Origin of the sequence: Ewingella americana (assembly GCF_006438725.1) — a bacterium.
Taxonomy (GTDB): domain Bacteria; phylum Pseudomonadota; class Gammaproteobacteria; order Enterobacterales; family Enterobacteriaceae; genus Ewingella; species Ewingella americana_A.
The window spans coordinates 51,859-72,278 of record NZ_RCZD01000011.1; the positions used below are offsets into that span (position 1 = coordinate 51,859).

General features: G+C 54.0%; 13 protein-coding genes. 7 read left to right on the plus strand and 6 right to left on the minus strand.

Features of this window, described 5'->3' with window-relative positions:
• Positions 1-63: 63 nt before the first annotated feature.
• The 3 genes from EAH77_RS18670 to EAH77_RS18685 form a co-directional block, all read right to left on the minus strand.
• A complete protein-coding gene (locus EAH77_RS18670) occupies positions 64-1,377 on the minus strand; it encodes an NtaA/DmoA family FMN-dependent monooxygenase (protein ID WP_140474331.1) in 1,314 nt (437 codons plus the stop codon).
• A 420-nt stretch (positions 1,378-1,797) separates the two neighbouring features.
• The gene (locus tag EAH77_RS18675) at positions 1,798-2,820 is read right to left on the minus strand and encodes a hypothetical protein (RefSeq protein ID WP_140474332.1); all 1,023 of its coding nucleotides are present in this window, start codon (positions 2,818-2,820) and stop codon (positions 1,798-1,800) included.
• A 1,025-nt stretch (positions 2,821-3,845) separates the two neighbouring features.
• Positions 3,846-4,955, minus strand: coding sequence for an AI-2E family transporter (locus EAH77_RS18685; RefSeq protein ID WP_140474333.1), 1,110 nt, complete (start codon positions 4,953-4,955; stop codon positions 3,846-3,848).
• Positions 4,956-5,209: 254 nt separating this feature from the next.
• Between EAH77_RS18685 and EAH77_RS18690 the strand changes: the two genes are divergently transcribed.
• Positions 5,210-5,434, plus strand: coding sequence for a YgdI/YgdR family lipoprotein (locus EAH77_RS18690; protein ID WP_140474334.1), 225 nt, complete (start codon positions 5,210-5,212; stop codon positions 5,432-5,434).
• A 70-nt stretch (positions 5,435-5,504) separates the two neighbouring features.
• On the opposite strand, the gene EAH77_RS18695 is transcribed toward EAH77_RS18690, so the two are convergent.
• Both EAH77_RS18695 and EAH77_RS18700 read right to left on the minus strand, forming a co-directional pair.
• Complete coding sequence (locus EAH77_RS18695) at positions 5,505-6,860, minus strand: cation:proton antiporter (RefSeq protein ID WP_140474450.1); 1,356 nt, start codon at positions 6,858-6,860, stop codon at positions 5,505-5,507.
• Positions 6,861-7,006: 146 nt separating this feature from the next.
• On the minus strand, positions 7,007-7,633 hold the full coding sequence (locus tag EAH77_RS18700) for a TetR/AcrR family transcriptional regulator (protein ID WP_140474335.1): 627 nt from the start codon (positions 7,631-7,633) through the stop codon (positions 7,007-7,009).
• Positions 7,634-7,713: 80 nt separating this feature from the next.
• On the opposite strand from EAH77_RS18700, the gene EAH77_RS18705 reads away from it, so the two are divergent.
• The 4 genes from EAH77_RS18705 (at position 7,714) to EAH77_RS18720 (ending at position 15,167) form a co-directional block, all read left to right on the plus strand.
• On the plus strand, positions 7,714-8,328 hold the full coding sequence (locus EAH77_RS18705) for an NAD(P)H-dependent oxidoreductase (RefSeq protein WP_140474336.1): 615 nt from the start codon (positions 7,714-7,716) through the stop codon (positions 8,326-8,328).
• 153 nt (positions 8,329-8,481) lie between these two features.
• Positions 8,482-9,801, plus strand: coding sequence for an SrfA family protein (locus EAH77_RS18710; RefSeq protein ID WP_140474337.1), 1,320 nt, complete (start codon positions 8,482-8,484; stop codon positions 9,799-9,801).
• 3 nt (positions 9,802-9,804) lie between these two features.
• Entirely contained in the window at positions 9,805-12,789 is a 2,985-nt protein-coding gene (locus tag EAH77_RS18715; protein WP_140474338.1) for a virulence factor SrfB, read from the plus strand.
• Positions 12,786-15,167 (plus strand): virulence factor SrfC family protein, encoded by a 2,382-nt coding sequence (locus EAH77_RS18720; protein WP_140474339.1) that lies wholly within the window; start codon positions 12,786-12,788, stop codon positions 15,165-15,167. The genes EAH77_RS18715 and EAH77_RS18720 overlap by 4 nt, the downstream gene beginning before the upstream one ends.
• Positions 15,168-15,231: 64 nt before the next feature.
• Here the strand turns inward: EAH77_RS18720 and EAH77_RS18725 are convergent, their stop codons facing one another.
• Positions 15,232-15,591: a helix-turn-helix domain-containing protein gene (locus EAH77_RS18725; protein WP_140474340.1), complete on the minus strand. Its 360-nt coding sequence runs from the start codon at positions 15,589-15,591 to the stop codon at positions 15,232-15,234.
• Between the two features lie 394 nt (positions 15,592-15,985).
• Between EAH77_RS18725 and EAH77_RS18730 the strand changes: the two genes are divergently transcribed.
• Positions 15,986-17,197: an efflux RND transporter periplasmic adaptor subunit gene (locus tag EAH77_RS18730; RefSeq protein ID WP_140474341.1), complete on the plus strand. Its 1,212-nt coding sequence runs from the start codon at positions 15,986-15,988 to the stop codon at positions 17,195-17,197.
• 21 nt (positions 17,198-17,218) lie between these two features.
• Positions 17,219-20,368: an efflux RND transporter permease subunit gene (locus EAH77_RS18735; RefSeq protein ID WP_140474342.1), complete on the plus strand. Its 3,150-nt coding sequence runs from the start codon at positions 17,219-17,221 to the stop codon at positions 20,366-20,368.
• Positions 20,369-20,420 lie beyond the last annotated feature (52 nt).

Below are 20,420 nucleotides of genomic sequence, written 5' to 3' on the forward strand. Positions count from 1 at the left end.
TTGAATGATATTCGCCGATTTTATCACTAAAACCGTGCGCCATGACGGGGCAATTTTTGCAAATTATTTTGAATGTAAAGAACCCATGTTTAAAGCGGGTAACCCCAGGTTTTCCCGGAAAGTATCCCCCTGATAATCCTCATCTAATAGCCCGCGCTTACGCAATTCAGGCAGCAAACCATTTACCAACAGATCTTCCTGATCGGGCTGCCCCAGTCCGTGAAGGGAGATAACATCCAGCACTCCGGCGCGGTAACGCTGCTCGATGGCGTCGGCCAGCTGTTCGGGCGTCCCGGCGGTGAACCAGTGACCGGTCTCCTGCGCCTGAATAATTAACTCGCGCAGGGTCAGCCCCTGAAGGGCAAACCGGCGGAAGATCTCCGCACGTCCGCGACGGCGGTTGACCTGCGCGACGTCAGGCAACCGCGCCGCAGGCAGGGGTTGGTCCAGCGGAACATCACGCAGGTCAACCTCACCGCCCAGCATATCCGCCAGCTTCAGCCGCCCCTGCTGGTAATCGATACGCTCATGTTTTTCGCGCAGCCTGCGGGCCACATCGGCGTCGTTTTCGCCGATCACCGAGTGGAACGAGTTCATCACCAGTGGCAGGTTCTCCGCCCGGCCAAAGCCACGCGCCCGCTGATGCAGTTGTTCGACAAAGGCCACGGCGTCTTCAAAGGTGGGTTGCGAGGTGTAAATCACTTCGGCATAGCGCGCGCCGAGGGTTATCCCCTCTTCCGACTGCCCGGCCTGAAATTGCACCGGCCTGCCCTGCGGCGGCACCGGCACATTCAGCGGCCCCTGCACGCGGAAAAAATCGCCGTGAAAGTGAATCGGGTGCAGTTTTTGCGGGTCAATCTTCACGCCGCCGGAGGCTGCCCGCTGCACGGCGGAAGGGTCATTGGCGTCCAGCAACGCGTTGAGTACCTGAATAAACTCGGTGGCGCGCGCATAGCGCTGGGCCGGATCGGGCAGAGTGATATCGCCGAAATTTTCCTCGCCGACTGAAGACGTTACCGCATTCCAGGCCGCCCGCCCGCCGCTGACGTGGTCCAGCGTGGCAACCAGACGGGCCAGATTATAAGGATGTTGATAGGTGGTGGAGACGGTGGCAACCAGCCCGATACGTGAGGTCACCTGGCTCAGCGCCGCCAGCGTGATCAAGGGATCCTGACTGCCGGTGCTGCCCGCCAGCCCCGCCGGGTCGGCCTGCAGCAGGTCGGCGGTAAACAGGCCGGTGATTTTCGCCGCCTCGGCCTTACGCGCCAGTTCGACAGCCCGTTGTATACCCGGCAAAGGTTTCTGGTCATTAGCCGCGTAAAGATAGCTGCCTGCACCCACCAGCGTTTTCAAGCGTCGTTTATTGTTGCCAGCCACGTTATCCCCTTCTCTTGTAAATCAAACCCCTAAAGTAGTGCGTGACGGTTTTGATTGGCTACCAAGAAAAAGAGATGAGCTTTCCATAATAAAACATAAGGCAGATGGCGGGATACCGGCTGGCGCTGAGATTATTATGACACCCAGGCGATTGACATGACCTGAGCCTAATCCGCCTTCGAAATTGGCATGAACGCAGATTAGTATAGACGTGAATGACGCTGTATTCGCTGCAGGTTGGGTGGCAAGACCTGTAAATCGTTAAAGCGGATAAAACCCGCTTTAACGGAATTCTAAAATTGGGTTATCATTTTGTTAACTTTATCCGTAGATGGATTTAAGTCTACGATATCTAAGAAGATAAACCAGTGCGTTTTTCAAAACGGCCTGGTACTCTGGAAATAAATCACTCGGTCATATTTATACCATAATGTGAATTTGAGGCAAGACAGCAGTAAATTGTTTTTTAAACGCATCGCATTTATTAAGATATTCATTCTCATTCATATACTCAAGAACAATGGGGCCACTGTCCATGGGGATATTTTGACTCACACACTCTTCTCTTAAATAATATTCAGACTCATACTCATATACCGTTATTTTATCCCGCGGTGAAAGCTCCCTCACTTGATCCATATGCGAAAAGAGTAAGGCTAATTGTTTATGGAGTTCATTTCGATGACTCGTGTCTCGCTCTGATATGACGGGTTCCTGCTGTATTTGCGAGTTCCTTCGAACGGGTGCTCGAGGCGCTCTCCGCGGTCCTACGGGGAAACGCTGAGTCGCCACTTGGTTTCTTAAATCTTCGATTCTATTTCTTATCACATCATTGCCATACTCCTCAACGTAGGTAATACTGCGCAAGCGAGTAGCATGATTATTTTTAACATGATCAATTATCTTGGTTGTCAGTGATGAAATAAATCGCTGACGTTCTGCTTCTGAGATATGTACAAAATGCCTGCGAGTATCAGGATAAAGAATGGGAGCCACATTAGCAATTTCTCTCCTGAGCCGGTTATCTTCTTCAACCTTAATGCTACGTAAAAGTGCCAAAACCAACTCTCGGCGTTGTCCATTTGTTATAAGAGCAGGGTTTGTTAATATTGCGATGCTTTTAGTGATCTCCTCACAAAAATAAATCCTTCCCGTAATGGCGGCAAGGGCATTTCCTAATGGCCGATAAGAAGGATCTTCAGTATTGTTGATACCTGCATCAGTTAAAAAATGAAGAAGTAATCCATGCACCAGATTTGTATTTCTACCGTTGTGCTGACATTGGCCTTTAACCCTGTTGTATTTTACATGCTCATAAATGAGGGTGAGAATTTTTGTTTCCGACTTATAAGAGAAGTCCTTTTTTTGACATTTCAACATGATTGCCTGAGAAAGCGTACTTGTACTCATGTCTATTTTTTTCTTGCTACTAAAAATACCCATACTTTGTTCCTTTGATTGTAAGTCATTGATTTTTAATATACCAATGTATTCTATGGTTTTATAAAATTTGGTTTTTATTTTTGCATGGAAGCATAAATACTTATTTTTATATATTTCATATTTTTCACAATGGCGAATAGTTATCTATTGGGATTATATGAAACATAAAATGGGTTTCTTCTGTATCTCAATTAAACGGCAGTGTAACGCTGCCAGGTGCTGAGAGATGGTGTTAATTTCCACTGGGCTGATAGGTTGATGGCTTTCCTGCTTTATGCGCAAATCATCAAGCTGTGCCAGCACCGGTTCTCCACCTTGCTGAAGGCTGCTTAACGGAGGGTTTACCTGTGCCCAAAGGGAGGCTTTGCTGCTGGAGTAACTCGGAGAGTTGTTCTTTCAGGCACCCGTTGCTCGCTGCCCGGCTACCTAAATCGCACAGTTGCTCACACAGTTCGATGTGATTGACCCACAACACGTTAAGTCTATATTTTAGTTTTTTCATGAAATTATAAATAGAAGTGTGAACCATCAGCTAATACTTATACCTTATTAAATATGAAGTTCCACAGTAGCCTTACCTCTCTTGGCTCGAAACATAAACGATTGTTATTCTGATGCGGAGAGGGTGCTACATAAACATTTAAAATGCACCCCACACTTTCTGACCAAAATTGAATAAAATAGGACACAAGGGAAGAGATTGATTCATGAAATACATTAATTAACTATAATTCATTTTCGGTGACAATGTATTTGTGCGCAAAAAGAGCAATAATGGAACGCATTAAAGATTATTGTCACTAACAAATAACCAGGTAGTTACTAACTATTTCAACCAGAGATCATGTTTTCTTGAAAGTTAGATTTTGTAAGTTTTAATGAAATAATAATGAATTATTAATAGACGCGGCGGCCACACCTGTCGTTAAAATACATAACGCCCGATAACGTTCATCGGGCGTTATAAGGCTGACAAGCATCAACCTATAGCAGAACGAGTCAATAATGGGAACGGCGTCGCCCCACTACGCGTCGGGGTGATTCTTCCCTTCTTCGATAAATTCTTCGTCAATTTCGTCCATCGTTCCCTGATTTTCACGGCCAGAGAAGATGTTCCAGCAGGCGATGAACAAAGCGGCGATAAGCGGACCGATGACAAACCCGTTTATGCCGTAAATCTCCATCCCCCCCAGGGTAGAAATCAGGATCAGATAATCGGGCATTTTGGTGTCTTTTCCGACCAGAAGCGGGCGAAGGATGTTGTCAACCAAACCGATAACCACCACGAAGAAACCCACCAGGAAGATCCCTTTCCACAGCATGCCTGCACCGAAGAAATAGATCGCAGCCGGTACCCAGATGATGGCAGAGCCGACGGCTGGAATGATCGACAGGAATGCCATCAACGCGCCCCACAGCAAGCTTCCCTCTATGCCGGTGAAGTAGAACGCAAGACCGCCTAAAATCCCCTGCACAATGGCCACCACCACGGTCCCTTTCACCGTGGCACGCGATACGGCGGCGAACTTAACAAACAGATGATGCTTTACATCCTTGGACAACGGGAGGGACTGCATGGTCAGGTTAACCAGGTAAGCCCCATCTTTGAGCAGGAAAAACAGCAGGTAAAGCATGATCCCGAAACCAACGGTAAAGCCGAAAGTACTCTTGCCGATCACGAATACGCTACCGGCCAGGTACTGCCCGCCTTTCAGCGCCACGCCAGAGAGTTTCTGCTGAATTTCTGTCGTGCTGTCCAGATTGTGCTCAGTCAGGAAATGGCGCACCCACACCGGAAGATGCTGCATGACATCGGCCAGCATCGCGGGCAGCTGCGTGTCATGGCTCTGCAATTTGTTGTAGACCACGTTCAGTTCAATAGCCAGAGAGGAAAAAATGATCCCCAAAGGCGTAAAGACAATCAAACAGATCACCATCACGGTCAGGAACGACGCCAGCCCGTTTTTCTCTCCGATATGCTGTTTAATCCGGTTTTTCATTGGATGGAAAATCACCGCCAGGATGATGGCCCACAGTACCGACGAATAGTACGGCTCCAGTACATCCAGAAAAGCGATGGTCACAATGAACAGGATCAGAATAAAAAACCCCTTCGAAATACCGTCAAATCTCATATTAACTCCCTTGCTTACACCTTATTCCCGCCAGACACCGAATCCGCTGGTGGCTTAAAAATAAGTGCCGTCACTGGTCACTTTTACTTAACTGGCGGCCTTTCTTATCAAAACTTTTCCGCCTTTTTTGCGAATCTGACTTCGCAAACCCCGACAGAGTATAGATAGAGTTATGAAGAAGCAGAGAAAAATCCACTGGCCCAATTTCCATCCTGTGCTAAACCTAAATCAGGTTTAACGACAAGGAGTAGGTTATGAAAAAAGGCTATCTTTTGGCATCTGCCATCGTTTTTTCCGCCCTGCTGGCGGGTTGTTCGAGCAATTACGCCATTCAAACCAACGACGGACGCACTATTGTCAGTGAGGGCAAACCCAAAGTTGACCAAGACACCGGCCTGATTAAGTACAAAGATGCCTGGGGCAAAGAGCGTCAGATTGCCCAAACCGATGTGAAGGTGATGTCTGAAATCGGCAAATAAGCATTGATAAGGTGTTTGATTGTTTGACTGACGGGCGCAGAGTGCTGCGCCCGTTACATAAATGAGCTAATCACTTCTCCTTTTCCTGCTCTGCGCGCAGCGCCTGACGCCCCTGTCGCCAGTTGAGCAGCGGCGTCACCGTTAAACCATGTACTAACACGCTGGTGACAATCACCGTAAAGGCGATATCGGCCATGCGGCCAGCTTCTGCCCCCGCCATGCCGTGGGTGTAGGCGTAAGCAATGTAGTTAATGCTGCCGATGCCCCGGATCCCCAGCCAGCCAATCATCAAACGCCTCGCACGTGGAACCTGACCGCCGAGAGTCGCGATATACACCGAGGCCGGGCGAATCACGATAAACAGCACAGCTGCAATCAGTAACCCCATGGGATCCCAGTGCTGTGACAGAGTGATGCCCAGCACCACAATAATGGCCGCGGCAAACAGGCGCTCAATGGTATCGCCGAATGACAAGGCGTCCCCCACCACCAGGCCCATGGATTTTGCCGGCCCGCGATCGGCAAATGAGTGGCGGATGTGTGGATTCACCAACTCTTCAGCAGGCCGGTAGCGCAAGTCATCGGCCATGTTCTCCGGCGGATGCAGATTCACAATGCGTAACTCTGCGCTACGAAGCCCAACCCCCGCGGCAAAGGCGGCTAAAAATCCTGACGCGTCGAGGCTCTGCGCCGCCGCGTAGCTCAGGGCAATCAGCGCCAGTGCGATAAAATCACTCGGGGCGATATCCCCCTGTGCGTGGCGAAAGTGGGTGGCAAGCAGCCCAATGAGCCGCCCCAAACCGTAACCGATCCCCAGTCCGCCCAGTAATGCCCACAGCACATCCACCAGCGCCCAATGGCCGATTTGCAAGTACGTTAGTGGCTCAGTCGTGTTCATCAGTAACAGCGCCAGCATCAGAATCGGCAAAGCCGAGCCGTCATTCATGCCCGCCTCGCTCGACAGCGACACCCGCAGATTGTCGCTATCACTGGCATCGTTGACGGAGATAAGGCTCGCAAGTACCGGATCAGTGGGGGCGACAATCGCCCCAAAGGCCAGCGCCATGGGCCAGGAGAGGCTGGTGAGATAGTGCGCCACTACCGTGATACCCGCCACGGTGAGTAACATGCCGGGGAACGCCAGCCGCGCACCGATACGCCAGCCGTGGTCGCGAAAAGGAATACGCAGTTTCAGGCCGGTAATAAACAGCGATGCCGCCATGGCGATTTCGGTCAGCCGGCCGGTCAGAGCCGAATGCGCCACGATATCGATATGCAGCAGGTCCAGCGCCCACGGGCCGCAGGCGACACCCGCCGCCAAATACAAGCCAAACGATGTCACCGGGCTGCGATGTATCCAACCGGACGCCAGTGACATCAGCAGTAACAGTCCACCCACAGCCGCCGTCCATCCCAAAAAACTCATCATTAACTCCTGCTATTTGCGGATTGAGGGCAATCTTGTTAATAAAAATACAATAGAGAAAGGTTAGACCAAATCGGAGGGCCGAGGCATGCGACTCAAAAATCAGGGATAACTTTCAAGACTCAGCAATGCAGCCTGTATAGGTTTTAGGTGCGGCGTTTATCCCGTTTCACCATCGAGACAATGGTGTCGAACAGTTCATTTTTTGCCTCTTCAGCGCTAATTTCTCCTCGTCCTGCCGCAGACGATAATGCCTCGGCGGCCCCCAGCATGGCCCAAAGACCCGCCGACGGGATGGACTCCCCTGTCGAGAAAGGCGTCAGAATGCCGCGGCACTTCTCAACGAAAGTCGCCTCATAGTCACGTTTGATTTTTTCCAGCTCAGGCGCACCGGTCAGGGCGGCGATCACGCCTGGGATCTCACGTCCCTGAGACAACACGCAATCGATATAGGATGAAGCGATCACCGTGGCTTTCCCCGCCAGCGTCTCTTCACTTTGCTCCAGGGCCGCGTCCATCAGCGCCGTTTGTCGCTGATCATAATCCTGATAGAGCACCGCAAGCAGGCCGGCACGCGTACCAAAGTGATCATAAACCACCGGTTTTGTCACGCCGGAGCGCTCAGCAAGATAGCCCAGCGTCAGCGCTTCAGTGCCCTCTTCACGGATCACCGCCCACGCCATGCGCAAAAGTTGCTGGTAACGATCTTCTCTGGATAACCGCACGCGGGGTCTTGAAGAGGCAACCGGTTTTCTGTTTTCACTACTTGACATTGCTATATACCAAAAGTAACTTACCAATAGTATATTATTTTACAGCCCACCCCGCCCTGCTACAAGAAGGAATTTGCACTATGCACGCCCTTATCGTTGTTTCGCACCCAGTGAGTGACTCGCTGACCCACACCATTGCCCGCAAAATTGCCGGGGGTATTGCTCAGTCGGCATCAGGCCATTCCGCTGAAATAGCCGACCTCGCCGCCGAGGGTTTTGACCCGCGCTTTACTGCGGCGGATATGTCGGCATTTAATAAACAAGCACCGCTGCCGCAGGACGTTATCACCGAACAAACACGCCTCGACCGCGCTGACGCATTAGTGTTGGTTTACCCGATTTACTGGTGGTCCATGCCGGGCCAGCTAAAAGGGTGGATTGATCGCGTATTCGCCAATGGCTGGGCCTATGATGACAAGGGGGAAGGGAAGGTCGTGAAGAAGTTGCAACATCTTAAGGTTCATTTGGTGGCGATAGGCGGTGCAGACATGCGAACCTTTGCCCGACATGGCTATTTTGGGGCCATGAAAACCCAGATAGATCACGGTATTTTCAACTATTGCGGCGCGACGGTGGCCACATCCGAGCTGTTTTTTTCCGCGCAACCCATGGATATCCCTATTCACCTGGCTAAAGCACAGGCGTTGGGCGGCAACATTTTTGCCTCCGCTAACAGAGAACAGGCCTGCGCATAATGGCTTGATTGCCCTAAACAAGCCCCGCTTTACCCCCTTATTCCTGCGTTTGATTGCCAGCGGGTGACGTTAAAATCACCACAATCGCCGATAGTGCATTATTTTCTGCCGCTGGCATCTTCTCTAGCCTCTCCAACTCAGGGTCATTTTTGCGTGGCAAAATCATTTTTACGCAGTGGAAGTTTGGACGAAATTCTGGCCCTGGGCGAAAACGGCCAACCGGTGTATGCCTCAGCGCTTCAGTTACGCGAAACCTTGCGCCTGCGCCGGCAACAGTCCGTCGCCAACATTCTGGCAATCCCTCAACCCAATGAAGCGGGCGACCGCATTGACTGGTATGCACCAATCCCCGGCAAAGTTACGTCGTGGCTGGCCGCCACTGACGCCGAACGTGCATCAGCGGTAACGCAGCTGGAGCAGTGCCGTGCTATCGTGCATACACTCTGTCAGAAAGCGCTGAAATCTGACAAACCAGGGCAGCAGCTGTTTGGCGCTCTGCTCGCCAAAGCCATTCAATTTCCCGATCAGAACCATGTTTATCTGGTGGACGGTAAACCCGTACTGACCTTCTGGGGCTTCGTGCATCTGGACAAAAAATCCCGGACCGATGCGCTGGACTGCCTGCGCCCACCGGCCGCTCCTCCGGAATATTCACTGGTCGATTTACCGATGGCAGAGGCCAGCAAAGCTGCGCCGGTCGCCACACCGACAACGCCGCCGAAACCTCAAACGGACACTGCGCCGGAAGCCATTGCCGCTGCCGTGACAAAACCTGCTACCGGTAAAAGCTGGCTGCGTTTCTGGTGGTTAATTCCGGGTGCCGCCCTGCTGGCAACGCTGGTGATGCAGTTCAGCGGCGTGTTTGCGCCAGCGCCACCGACCACGCCAGCGAAATCTGTCGCGCCGGTGGTGGCGGAAAAACGCGCCCTGCCTGCAACACCGGTCGTTGAAGAGAAACCTGCGCCCGTTGCCGCACCGCAACCCGTTGTACCGCCAGTGGTGGTTGCTCCGGTGGTTGCCCCGGCTACGGTAGCCGCCCCAGTACCGCCGGTCGCTGAGGCGCAAAATGTGCCTGCTGTTCCGGTAGATAAGAATGTGCTGACCATGCCGCCGGACGCGGTAAAAGTCGGCTCGACCCAATTCCTTAACGGTAACTGGCGGGTAATGCTGGATATTAAAACGCCAATCACCGGCAAACCGCCGAGCCTGAAATACCAGATTAAAAACGGTAAAGGCACTGCGCGGATCTTGTATGGCGACGGCATGAGCTGTAAGGCTGATATCAATGCAGGGCTAATGAGCTCTGGAAATCTGGTGATCAATAGCCGGTTTAAAGCCAAATGCAGCGACGGCTCCCGCTATCAGATGCCGGAGATCGTCTGTACTCAGTCCCTGACCGGACCCGCAGATTGTAAGGGCCGCTATGACGGCAACACGGTCTTCCCAATGACCATGAAGCGTGAGAGTAAATAACCGATGCTGGCGACGATCACCGATTACAAACAACGTATTACGCTGATTCAAAACAGCGGTATTCAGTTCCTCGACTTTGCGCTAACGCCGCACATCGATGCCGATCTGCCCTATAAATTTGTGCGTAAAAGCGCCAATGGCCCGCTGCTGCGGCTGGACCATGATCCGCTGACCGGCAAGTATTCCCTGCCGGTACCGGGTATGCAGGTAGAAGTCGTACGCCCTGAGTCCAGCTTCTCGCTGGAACAATCACTCAAGCTACTGGAAAAAGTGTGGCTGCCGGTGCCGTTCCTGCGCTTTACGCCGCCACGTAATTTCTCCGGCGGCCCGGATAACTGGGCGCGGATGCAGATTTTGGCGCTCGACGCACCGGACCAGGAAGGCCATACGCACCGCATCAGTCTGGCGTTCGATACCAAAGTCTATGGCGAAGGTCAGAACAACGAACTGCTGGCTCCTAATGAAAATGACATCAAAACCGGCGTCAGTTTTGCGCTGGCTTTTTATAACGATGAGCTGAGCGATTTCCTCGATCTGACCTGGGTGGACGGCTGGCTGCGCGAAGTGTTTAACCAACAGGCCAGCCTGCGTGAAAAACGCAATCCACGGGACATCAAAACCGCCCTGCGCGAGTTTGAGTATCAGGCGCATTACCTCAACCTGCTGGACATGCTGGGCACGCAATTAGCCGTGCCGGAAATCAAAATCAGCGCCAGCACGTTACAGGAACCCGCCATCAAGGTGGATTTAATCCTCGACGTCGGTAACTCCCATACCTGCGGTATTCTGGTGGAAGAGAGCCCGGATGAGAGCAACGGCCTAAAGCAGACCTACGAGCTGCAAATCCGTGACCTGAGCGAGCCGCATAAACTGTACAACGAGCTGTTTGAAAGCCGCATCGAGTTTGCTGAAGCCGCCTTTGGTAAGCAGAATTTTTCGGTGGAGAGCGGCCGCGACGATGCCTTTATCTGGCCGTCGATCACCCGCGTTGGGCGAGAAGCCAGCCGTATGGCGCTGGTGCGTCAGGGCACAGAAGGCTCGACCGGCCTTTCCAGCCCGCGCCGTTATTTGTGGGATGAAGAGAGCTACGCGCCGGGCTGGCGCTTCAGCCAATGTCAGGGCAGTTCAACGCAGGAACCCCCCGCTACCGCCCTGCCGCAAACCTTCCTGTTCAACGATGAAGGCCAGCCACTGTTTACGCTGCCTGCCGATGAGCGTCTGCCGGTATTTTCGCCACACTACAGCCGCAGTTCGGTCATGACGTTTATGCTGTCTGAGCTGCTGGCGCAGGCGCTGATGCAAATCAACAGCGCGGCACAACGGATGAAGATGATCCACTCCACCGCCCCGCGCCAACTGCGTAATATTATTCTCACCCTGCCTTCGGCGATGCCAAAACCAGAACGCGAGATTTTCCGCCGCAGAATGATTGAGGCCATTGGTGTGGTGTGGAAAGCCATGGGCTGGCACCCGGCGGATGAAGCCTTCAGCACGCCAGAACAGCAGGCCAACAGCCTGGTGCCGGTACCTGAAGTACAAATGGAGTGGGACGAAGCGACCTGCGGCCAGATGGTCTACTTGTATAACGAATCGCAGGTGAATTTTGCCGGCCGTACCGAGGCTTTCTTCGCCAGCATGGCAAGGCCGGACAAAGAGTTGGCCGACGGTGAAAGCGCCGGTAAAACGTTGCGCATCGCCTCGATTGATATCGGCGGCGGCACGACAGATTTAGCCATCACCCAGTACTGGTTGGATGACGGCGTGGGTCATAACGTTAAGATTTTGCCACGTTTGCTGTTCCGCGAAGGGTTTAAAGTCGCGGGTGATGACATTCTGCTCGACGTGATCCAACTGTACGTCCTGCCTGCGTTACAGGGTGCGTTGAAAAAAGCCGGGATCGCCAACCCGGAACCCCTGATGGACAAGCTGTTCGGCCACGAAGGCCGCATGGATGGTTTGTCGATTCTGCGCCAGCAAGTCACACTGCAAATCTTTATGCCGGTCGGACGGGCAATCCTTGAAACTTACGAAACGTTTGACCCGCTGGATGCAGGAGCTGAAATTGAAACCCGCTTCAGCGCGCTGATCGGCCAGTCACCGACGCAAAAAGTGCTGGATCACATCAACAGTGAAGTCCAGCGCGAGTTGCGCAGCGACGCCGCACCGTTTGACATTCTACAGGTGCCGTTGATCCTCAACCTGAGCAAGCTGCACGCCGAGTTTTTATCGCCACGCATGAACATCACCCAGCAATTGCGTTCGCTGTGCGAAGTGGTGGCGCTTTACTCCTGTGACGTGCTACTGCTGACCGGCCGCCCGTCTCGCTTCCCCGGTATTCAGGCGCTATTTCGTCTGTTGCAACCGCTGCCCGCGAATCGCATTTTGTCACTGGATGGCTACCACACCAGCGACTGGTATCCGTTTAATAAACTTGGCCGCATTGAGAACCCGAAATCCACCGCCGCCGTGGGTGCCATGCTGTGCCTGCTGTCCCTTGACCTGCGTCTGAACAGTTTCTACTTTAAGGCGGGTGATTTTCAGCCTTACTCGACCATCCGCTACCTCGGCATGCTCGATAGCAATAACGCCCTGACTGCCGAGAATGTCTATTACAGCGACATTGACCTCGATCAGCCTGATTTCCAGCTGAGCCAGCAGGTCAGTTTCCAGATGCGTGGCCCGTTATGTTTAGGCTTCCGCCAGCTGGATAACGATCGCTGGCCCGCATCACCGCTGTATACCCTGTCAATCAGCGACCACAAACTGGCGCGCCGAATTGCCGGAGACAACGTGCTGACGCTGAAACTGAAAGTCAGCAAAGAGGGGAATTCCGACAGCCCGGAAAAAGTGGAAATTGCCGACGCCGAGTTGCAGGACGGTACCCCGATCCCGCCGGCACATTTGCGGTTAAAGCTCAACACCTTAGCGGCCAGCGGTTCAGGTGCCACCCATTACTGGATCGACAGTGGGAGCGTATTTAAAAAATGAATTCGAAAAAACCTGAACATCTAGCCGGTCAGTTCCACGCGATTGTTCACGGCGTTGATCAGGCCATGGCCTGGATGGAAGAAAACCGCGTGACGTCACCGCGTTTACATATGGAAGCGGACCGGCTGAAGTTGAAACTTCGCCGTCAGCGCTATAAATCCCATCATCTTGGAATTACAGCATCCCAGAATCCTGCTATCGGTTTGTATGGTCAGGCGCAGTCGGGCAAAGCCCATCTGCTGAACGCAATGGTGGCGGCAGAAAATGGGCGTCTGGAGACACTGCTCGGTAATCATGTGCTTGATTATCTGAGCCATATCAACCCTGGCGATCAAGCCTGCGGTGTGATCACCCGCTTCAGCCGCCAGTCGGATGTCCTGGACCCGTTGTGGCCCGTGCAGTTGGCGTTGCTCAGCGAAGCCGATTTGATAAAAATCGCCGCGCTGAATGCAGAGAATACGCCGGTACAGTGGGACCCGCCGCAGATCCTCGCCCATCTTCAGAGCCTGGCTATGCATCGCCAGCCGGAACCGGTTGACGGGCTGACGGGTGACGACGTGGTGGCACTCTGGGACGCCATGACGCGGGCTGATGCAAAAAAAGACAAACCGTTCGCCCTGCATTTCTGGCCTGCGGCAGTCGATCTTGCACCTTATTTGAGTGTTGATGATCGGGCGCGTTTATTCTCGGTGCTATGGAATGAGGCTGTGCATCCGACCGCCTTCTATCGCCATTTTGCGCATACGTTGCAACAACTTAGCAGCGCTGCACAGGTTCTCGCGCCGCTCGGCGTGCTGGTTGACGATCACCTGCTGCCCGCTGACGGCATCATGAGTCCGTTGACCTTAAGTGGTGAATTTGAAGCTGAAAGCCATGGGAAAACGGTGACAGTACGTCCGCTGCAACACGGCGTGGCAAATACGCCGGTTGAGATCACGCTGGTGGATCTGACGTTGCTCAGCGTAGAACTGCTGGTGCCGCTGATGTCCGCACCACAGGAGGCGCTGTTTGAACAGGTCGACCTGCTGACCTTCCCGGCCGATGTCGATACGCTTGCCCCCGGCCGGCCGCACAGCCTGCTGTCACCCGGCTTGTTACATGCCAAAAATGCCAGTCTGCTCGAGCGTTATACCGACAGCCAGCAGGTGAATTTGCTGATGGTCTGCACAGCAGCGGGTAGCCGCGACGCAGTAAAACGCATCGGCAAGGCACTGGATTACTGGGTAAAACAGACTCAGGGTGAAAACGCACAGGTGCGCAGCCGTCGTAAACCGGGGCTTATCTGGGCGCTGACGCCGTTTGATCAGCGCATCACCCATAGCGAACATTTTGATGAAGCCGTGCAGCGCTATGTCGGTACGCCGGGCGATGCCTGGGGCACCATGCTGGCAATGGACAAACGCGGCATCGAGCGGATGGCTGCGTGGTTATCAACCGAAGTGACGCCGCAAAGCAAACAAAAGCGGGTCATGGAACAGTTAGAAGAAGTCCGCCGCGAACTGGCAGATAACCTGCTGGGAAGTTGGCATCAGCCAGCCGGTGCAGAAGAGCTGCAACAAAAACAGCGCATCGCGGAAAGTCTGTTGAAAGCACTGCAAACCCGCGCGGGTGTTCACGGTGAGCTGCTCGAACGCCTGCTGCCCGCCCGCGAAGAGTTGCGCCGCCTCTATCTGCAACAATTCAATACTCCGCAAGTGGCCGTGCAGAAAACCGGCCTAAACGCGCCGCAGGTGACAGAAACCTTCGGTATCGGCATCAGTATTGATTTATTCAGCGAAGAGCCGGTGCAAGCAGTGGTGACCGAAGAGCCCAACGCGCCTGCCGTCGCCGAAACTGATTTTGCCCGCAAGGCTCAGCATCACTGGATTAACCACCTGCGCAGTTTACCGGACAACGCCCCGCTGGTCGATCTGCTGGGTATCGGCAAACCGGGCGTCGAGATGCTGGTTGAAGAGGTGATCACCGCCGGGATTCGCATGGACGTGGTGGGAAAACTGGTCAATATTCTGGAAGAGACGCCGCTTAGCGGTTCCAGCGCCGAAAGCCAGGCCGACCGTCAGGTATCGCGCGCGTTAACCGTGATGGGCGATTTCGTCGCCTGGCTGGGTTTTCTCAACATTGAAGAGTCACAGCGCCCTGACAGCCGCATTAATCGCGGGCATAAAATCTTCGCCAAACCGCCAAAAACCTGGAGCACCTCTCAACGCCTGACCAAACTGACGCTGGCACCGGTCAACAATACCGCGTTTTATATCTATGACTGGCTGGTGGCCCTGAATGAGATCATCATCCAAAACACCGGTTATTCCGCGGGACGCGAGATCAGTGCGCAGCAGAAGGAGAAGTTAAGAGAGATTTTGCAGGGGATAAAAGGCTAAAGACACGCCCGGTCGGAGATGGCCGGGCGTTGCTACACGAGGGTCTGTGATATCAGTTACAGCATCAGCTACACATACAACCCGCACGTTCCGGCTGGCTGTGCAGGGTTTTGCGCCAGTCACCCGGAGTCTGTCCAAACTGACGTTTGAAGCTGCGGTTAAAGGACTGCTGGGAATCGAACCCTAAGGAGATCGCCACATTGACGATAGGTTCGCCACTGTTGGCCAGTCTTTCTGCCGAAATATTTAATTTTTTTGCACGGATATATTCACCCAGCGCAGAGCCGGTGTGCTCTTTAAACATCCGTTGCAGATACCATTTCGAGTACCCGGCGCGCTCGGCGACGGTGTTGATATCCAGCCGCTCTTCGAGGTTTTTGTCGATCCAGTCAGTTAAATCGTGAATAAAATCAGCCGTTTTCATGTTCTCTCTCCCGCCTTGCAGCAACGTGAATGATGTGGGTCTAAGTCTTGTTCTGTTTTTAGCCTGAAGGGATTTGCCGATAAATGCAAGTTTTATTGTTGCATTAAACACGTCTCAGTGTAGAGTCATTTTCCTCACCTCGCCACCCCCCTGAAAAAGAGCACATAAAGTGCAACAGTAATTCTTGCACTTTGATAAGCACCTCCCTACAATCCCTCCGAATTAATGTATCTTTCATTGATACTTTAAATTTAGCACGGCTCTCTATTCTTGCTGCAAACTTGCGTCAGTGAACGACGCAAATCGGACAAAAGCGATTCAGGCAAAGGACGTTACCCGGATGACAGGACCGGGTGTATTGCTTCGGATAGCTTACTCACTGGAAATAAAAATAATGCTAAACCTGCAAAATTCCCTGGTTCAACGGAACCGTCGCGGTTCCCTTATTGCGCTGCAACTTTCAGCCGTGTCGCTGTTGGCGGTACTGCTCAGCGGTTGTGACCGCAGCGTGGCACAGAATGCGCCACCTCCGGCACCGGCGGTCAGCGTCGCGGACGTGGTCGTTAAACCCATCAGCCAGTGGGACGATTTTAATGGCCGGATCGAAGCGGTACAGAGCGTGCAGCTGCGCCCGCGGGTTTCCGGTTATATCGATAGAGTCAATTACACCGAAGGTCAGGAAGTGAAAAAGGGTCAGGTGCTGTTCACCATCGATGACCGTACATACCGCGCCGCCCGCGAGCAGGCACAAGCCGAACTGGTCCGCGCCCGCAATCAGGCCAGTCTGACCCGCAGCGAATCAGGACGTACTGAGAAGCTCATTGGGACTCAGGCGATATCAACCGAAATCTGGGAACAACGCAAATCTGCGGCGTCACAGGCACAGTCCGATGTGCTGGCGGCGCAGGCTCAACTGGACATGGCTCAGTTGAATCTGGACTTCACTCAGGTCACCGCGCCGATTGATGGCCGCGCCAGCCGCGCGATGATCACTGCCGGAAATCTGGTGACCGCCGGGGACAGCGCCAGTGTGCTGACCACCCTGGTATCGCTCGATAAGGTCTATGTCTATTTTGATGTGGATGAAGAAACCTTCCTGCGCTACCAGACGCTGGCACGCAACGGCCAGCATATTGCCGACCCTGGCACTAAATTGCCGGTGAAAGTCGCACTGGCCGGTGAAGAAGGGTATCCGCATAGCGGTTATGTCGATTTTACCGATAACCAGCTTAACGCCGGGACCGGCACCATCCGTATGCGTGCGGTGCTCGACAACGGTGATCGCCGCTTCACGCCGGGGCTGTTTGCCCGCGTCCAGATGCCGGGCAGCCCGCAGTTCAACGCCACGCTGATTAATGACCGCGCCATACTCACCGATCAGGACCGTAAATACGTCTACGTGGTGGATACACAGGGCAAGGCACAGCGTCGTGATGTCGAAGTTGGCCGCCAGTACGCCGGGTTGCGCATTGTGCAAAAAGGTTTAGCCAGTGGCGACAAAGTGATCGTCGATGGCGTGCAGAAAGTGTTTATGCCGGGAATGTCGGTTGACGCCAAACCTGTCGCGATGATCGCCGCCAACGCTGCTCCAGCGGTTTCCCACTAAGCTTCCACAGGATCCTGACACATGGACTTTTCCCGCTTTTTCATCGACAGGCCAATTTTTGCGGCGGTGCTGTCGATACTGATTTTCGTTGGTGGCGTGATCTCTATTCCGCTGCTGCCGGTTAGTGAATATCCGAACGTGGTTCCGCCGAGCGTGCAGGTGCGCGCCGTTTATCCGGGTGCCAACCCGAAAGTGATCGCTGAAACCGTGGCAACGCCGCTGGAAGAGTCGATCAACGGCGTCGAAAACATGATGTACATGAAATCCGTCGCCGGTTCCGACGGCGTGCTGGTCACCACCGTGACCTTCCGCCCAGGTACTGACCCGGATCAGGCGCAGGTTCAGGTGCAAAACCGCGTGTCACAGGCGCAGGCAAGACTGCCGGAGGATGTGATCAGGCAAGGGATCACCACCCAGAAGCAGTCCCCTACCCTGACGCTGGTGGTGCATCTGGTTTCCCCTTCCGGCAAGTACGACTCCCTCTATCTGAGTAACTACGCCACGCTGAAAGTCAAAGATGAACTGGCGCGTCTGCCGGGCGTCGGCCAGGTGCAGATTTTCGGTGCCGGTGAGTACGCCATGCGCGTCTGGCTGGATCCGAATAAAGTCGCTTCCCGCGGCCTGACCGCCTCGGATGTGGTCGCAGCCATGCGTGAGCAGAACGTGCAGGTCTCTGCCGGTCAGCTCGGCGCGGAACCGATGCCGACCAAAAGTGACTATCTGTTGTCGATCAACGCCCAGGGCCGCCTGCAAAATGAGGAGGAGTTCGGCAATATCATCCTGAAAACCAGCGATGACGGCACCATTGTGCGGCTGCGTGACGTGGCGCGCATCGAAATGGGTTCTGGCAGTTACGCCCTGCGTTCACAGCTCAATAATAAAGACGCGGTGGGGATTGGTATCTTCCAGGCGCCCGGTTCCAACGCCATCGATCTGTCTGATGCCGTCCGCGCCAAGATGGGCGAACTGGCCACCCGCTTCCCGGACGGTATGACCTGGAAAGCGCCTTACGACCCAACGGTGTTTGTGCGCGACTCTATCAGCGCAGTGGTTCACACCCTGCTGGAAGCGGTACTGCTGGTGGTGCTGGTGGTTATTCTGTTCCTGCAAACCTGGCGTGCCTCGATTATTCCCCTGCTGGCCGTACCGATTTCTATCGTCGGGACATTCAGCGTTCTTTATCTGCTCGGTTTCTCGCTCAATACGCTGAGCCTGTTTGGACTGGTGCTGGCGATAGGGATCGTGGTGGATGATGCCATCGTGGTGGTGGAGAACGTTGAGCGAAATATTGAGGAAGGGCTCAGTCCGCTGGCGGCGGCGCATCAGGCGATGCGGGAAGTGTCAGGGCCAATTATTGCCATTGCGCTGGTTCTCTGTGCCGTGTTCGTGCCGATGGCGTTTCTCTCTGGCGTGACCGGGCAGTTCTATAAGCAGTTTGCGGTGACAATTGCCATTTCTACCGTGATCTCGGCCATCAACTCACTGACGCTCTCCCCTGCCCTGGCGGCGCTGTTGTTAAAACCACACGGCGCAAAGAAAGATATCCCGACCCGGATTATCGATCGTCTGTTTGGCTGGCTGTTCCGCCCGTTCAACCGCTTCTTCAATAAAAGTTCTGAGCGTTATCAGCATGCGGTTTCACGTGCACTGAGCCGCCGTGGCGCTGTGTTTATGGTCTACGTGGTGCTGCTGTGCGCTGCTGCCTTTATGTTTAAAGCGGTGCCGGGCGGTTTCATTCCGACGCAGGATAAACTCTATCTGATCGGTGGCGTGAAAATGCCGGAAGGCGCATCGCTGGAGCGAACGGATGCCATGATCCGCAAAATGAGCGCCATCGGGCTTGGCGTTGACGGTGTCAGCGATGCCATCGCCTTCCCCGGCCTGAATGCCTTGCAGTTCACCAATACGCCGAATACCGGCACAGTGTTCTTCGCGCTGAAACCTCTGAATGAACGTACCCGCACTGCGGCGTCGATCAATGCGGAAATCAACGCCAAGATTTCGCAGCTACAGGAAGGGTTTGCGTTCTCAATTATGCCGCCGCCGATCCTCGGTTTAGGTCAGGGTTCTGGGTATTCGCTCTATATTCAGGACCGCGCAGGGCTCGGTTACGGCGCATTGCAAACGGCAATCAACACCATGTCGGGCGCAATCATGCAAACACCGGGAATGGGTTTCCCTATTTCCTCTTATCAGGCCAACGTGCCGCAGCTGGATGCGAAAATTGACCGCGATAAAGCCAAAGCGCAGGGCGTGTCGCTGGACGAACTGTTCAGTACGCTGCAGACCTATCTCGGTTCATCATACATCAATGACTTCAACCGCTATGGCCGCACCTGGAAAGTGATGGCGCAGGCTGACGGGCCTTACCGGCAGAGTGTCGAGGACATCGCCAACCTGCGTACCCGTAATGACAAAGGTGAAATGGTACCGATCGGCAGTATGGTCAATATCACCACCACTTACGGTCCAGACCCGGTGATCCGCTACAACGGTTATCCGGCGGCGGACATCATCGGCGATGCCGATCCACGCGTGCTCTCGTCAACCGAAGCGATGACTGAAGTGGCCGGGCTGGCGCAGAACCTGCTGCCTAACGGCATGAATATTCAGTGGACTGACCTGAGTTATCAGCAATCCACCCAGGGACATGCGGCGCTGATTGTCTTCCCGGTGGCGATACTGCTGGCCTTTCTGGTGCTGGCCGCACTGTATGAAAGCTGGACACTGCCGCTGGCGGTGATCCTGATTGTGCCCATGACCATGCTCTCCGCCCTGTTCGGCGTATGGCTGACCAGCGGGGATAACAACGTCTTCGTGCAAGTCGGGTTAGTGGTGCTGATGGGGCTGGCCTGTAAGAACGCCATCCTGATTGTCGAGTTCGCCCGCGAACTGGAGATGCAGGGTAAAGGCATTGTTGAGGCCGCACTGGAAGCCTGTCGCCTGCGTCTGCGGCCCATCGTCATGACGTCGATTGCCTTTATCGCCGGGACGATCCCGCTGATCTTAGGGCATGGTGCGGGTGCCGAAGTGCGCGGTGTTACCGGTATTACGGTGTTCTCCGGCATGTTAGGGGTGACGTTGTTTGGTCTGTTCCTGACGCCCGTGTTTTACGTAGCGCTGCGCCGTCTGGTGACGCGCAAAGCACGTGCAGAAGCAGTGACTGTCTGACATTCCGCCAGATAGCAAAAAGGTCGGGTAGTGATACCCGACCTTTTTTTAT

Bases quoted from the DNA above. Each gene is read 5' to 3' on its own strand.
- EAH77_RS18730 (WP_140474341.1), top strand. From the start codon at position 15,986: ATGCTAAACCTGCAAAATTCCCTGGTTCAACGGAACCGTCGCGGTTCC.
- EAH77_RS18700 (WP_140474335.1), bottom strand. From the start codon at position 7,633: ATGTCAAGTAGTGAAAACAGAAAACCGGTTGCCTCTTCAAGACCCCGC.
- EAH77_RS18735 (WP_140474342.1), top strand. From the start codon at position 17,219: ATGGACTTTTCCCGCTTTTTCATCGACAGGCCAATTTTTGCGGCGGTG.
- EAH77_RS18695 (WP_140474450.1), bottom strand. From the start codon at position 6,860: ATGAGTTTTTTGGGATGGACGGCGGCTGTGGGTGGACTGTTACTGCTG.
- EAH77_RS18675 (WP_140474332.1), bottom strand. From the start codon at position 2,820: ATGGGTATTTTTAGTAGCAAGAAAAAAATAGACATGAGTACAAGTACG.
- EAH77_RS18715 (WP_140474338.1), top strand. From the start codon at position 9,805: ATGCTGGCGACGATCACCGATTACAAACAACGTATTACGCTGATTCAA.
- EAH77_RS18705 (WP_140474336.1), top strand. From the start codon at position 7,714: ATGCACGCCCTTATCGTTGTTTCGCACCCAGTGAGTGACTCGCTGACC.
- EAH77_RS18725 (WP_140474340.1), bottom strand. From the start codon at position 15,591: ATGAAAACGGCTGATTTTATTCACGATTTAACTGACTGGATCGACAAA.
- EAH77_RS18690 (WP_140474334.1), top strand. From the start codon at position 5,210: ATGAAAAAAGGCTATCTTTTGGCATCTGCCATCGTTTTTTCCGCCCTG.
- EAH77_RS18720 (WP_140474339.1), top strand. From the start codon at position 12,786: ATGAATTCGAAAAAACCTGAACATCTAGCCGGTCAGTTCCACGCGATT.
- EAH77_RS18685 (WP_140474333.1), bottom strand. From the start codon at position 4,955: ATGAGATTTGACGGTATTTCGAAGGGGTTTTTTATTCTGATCCTGTTC.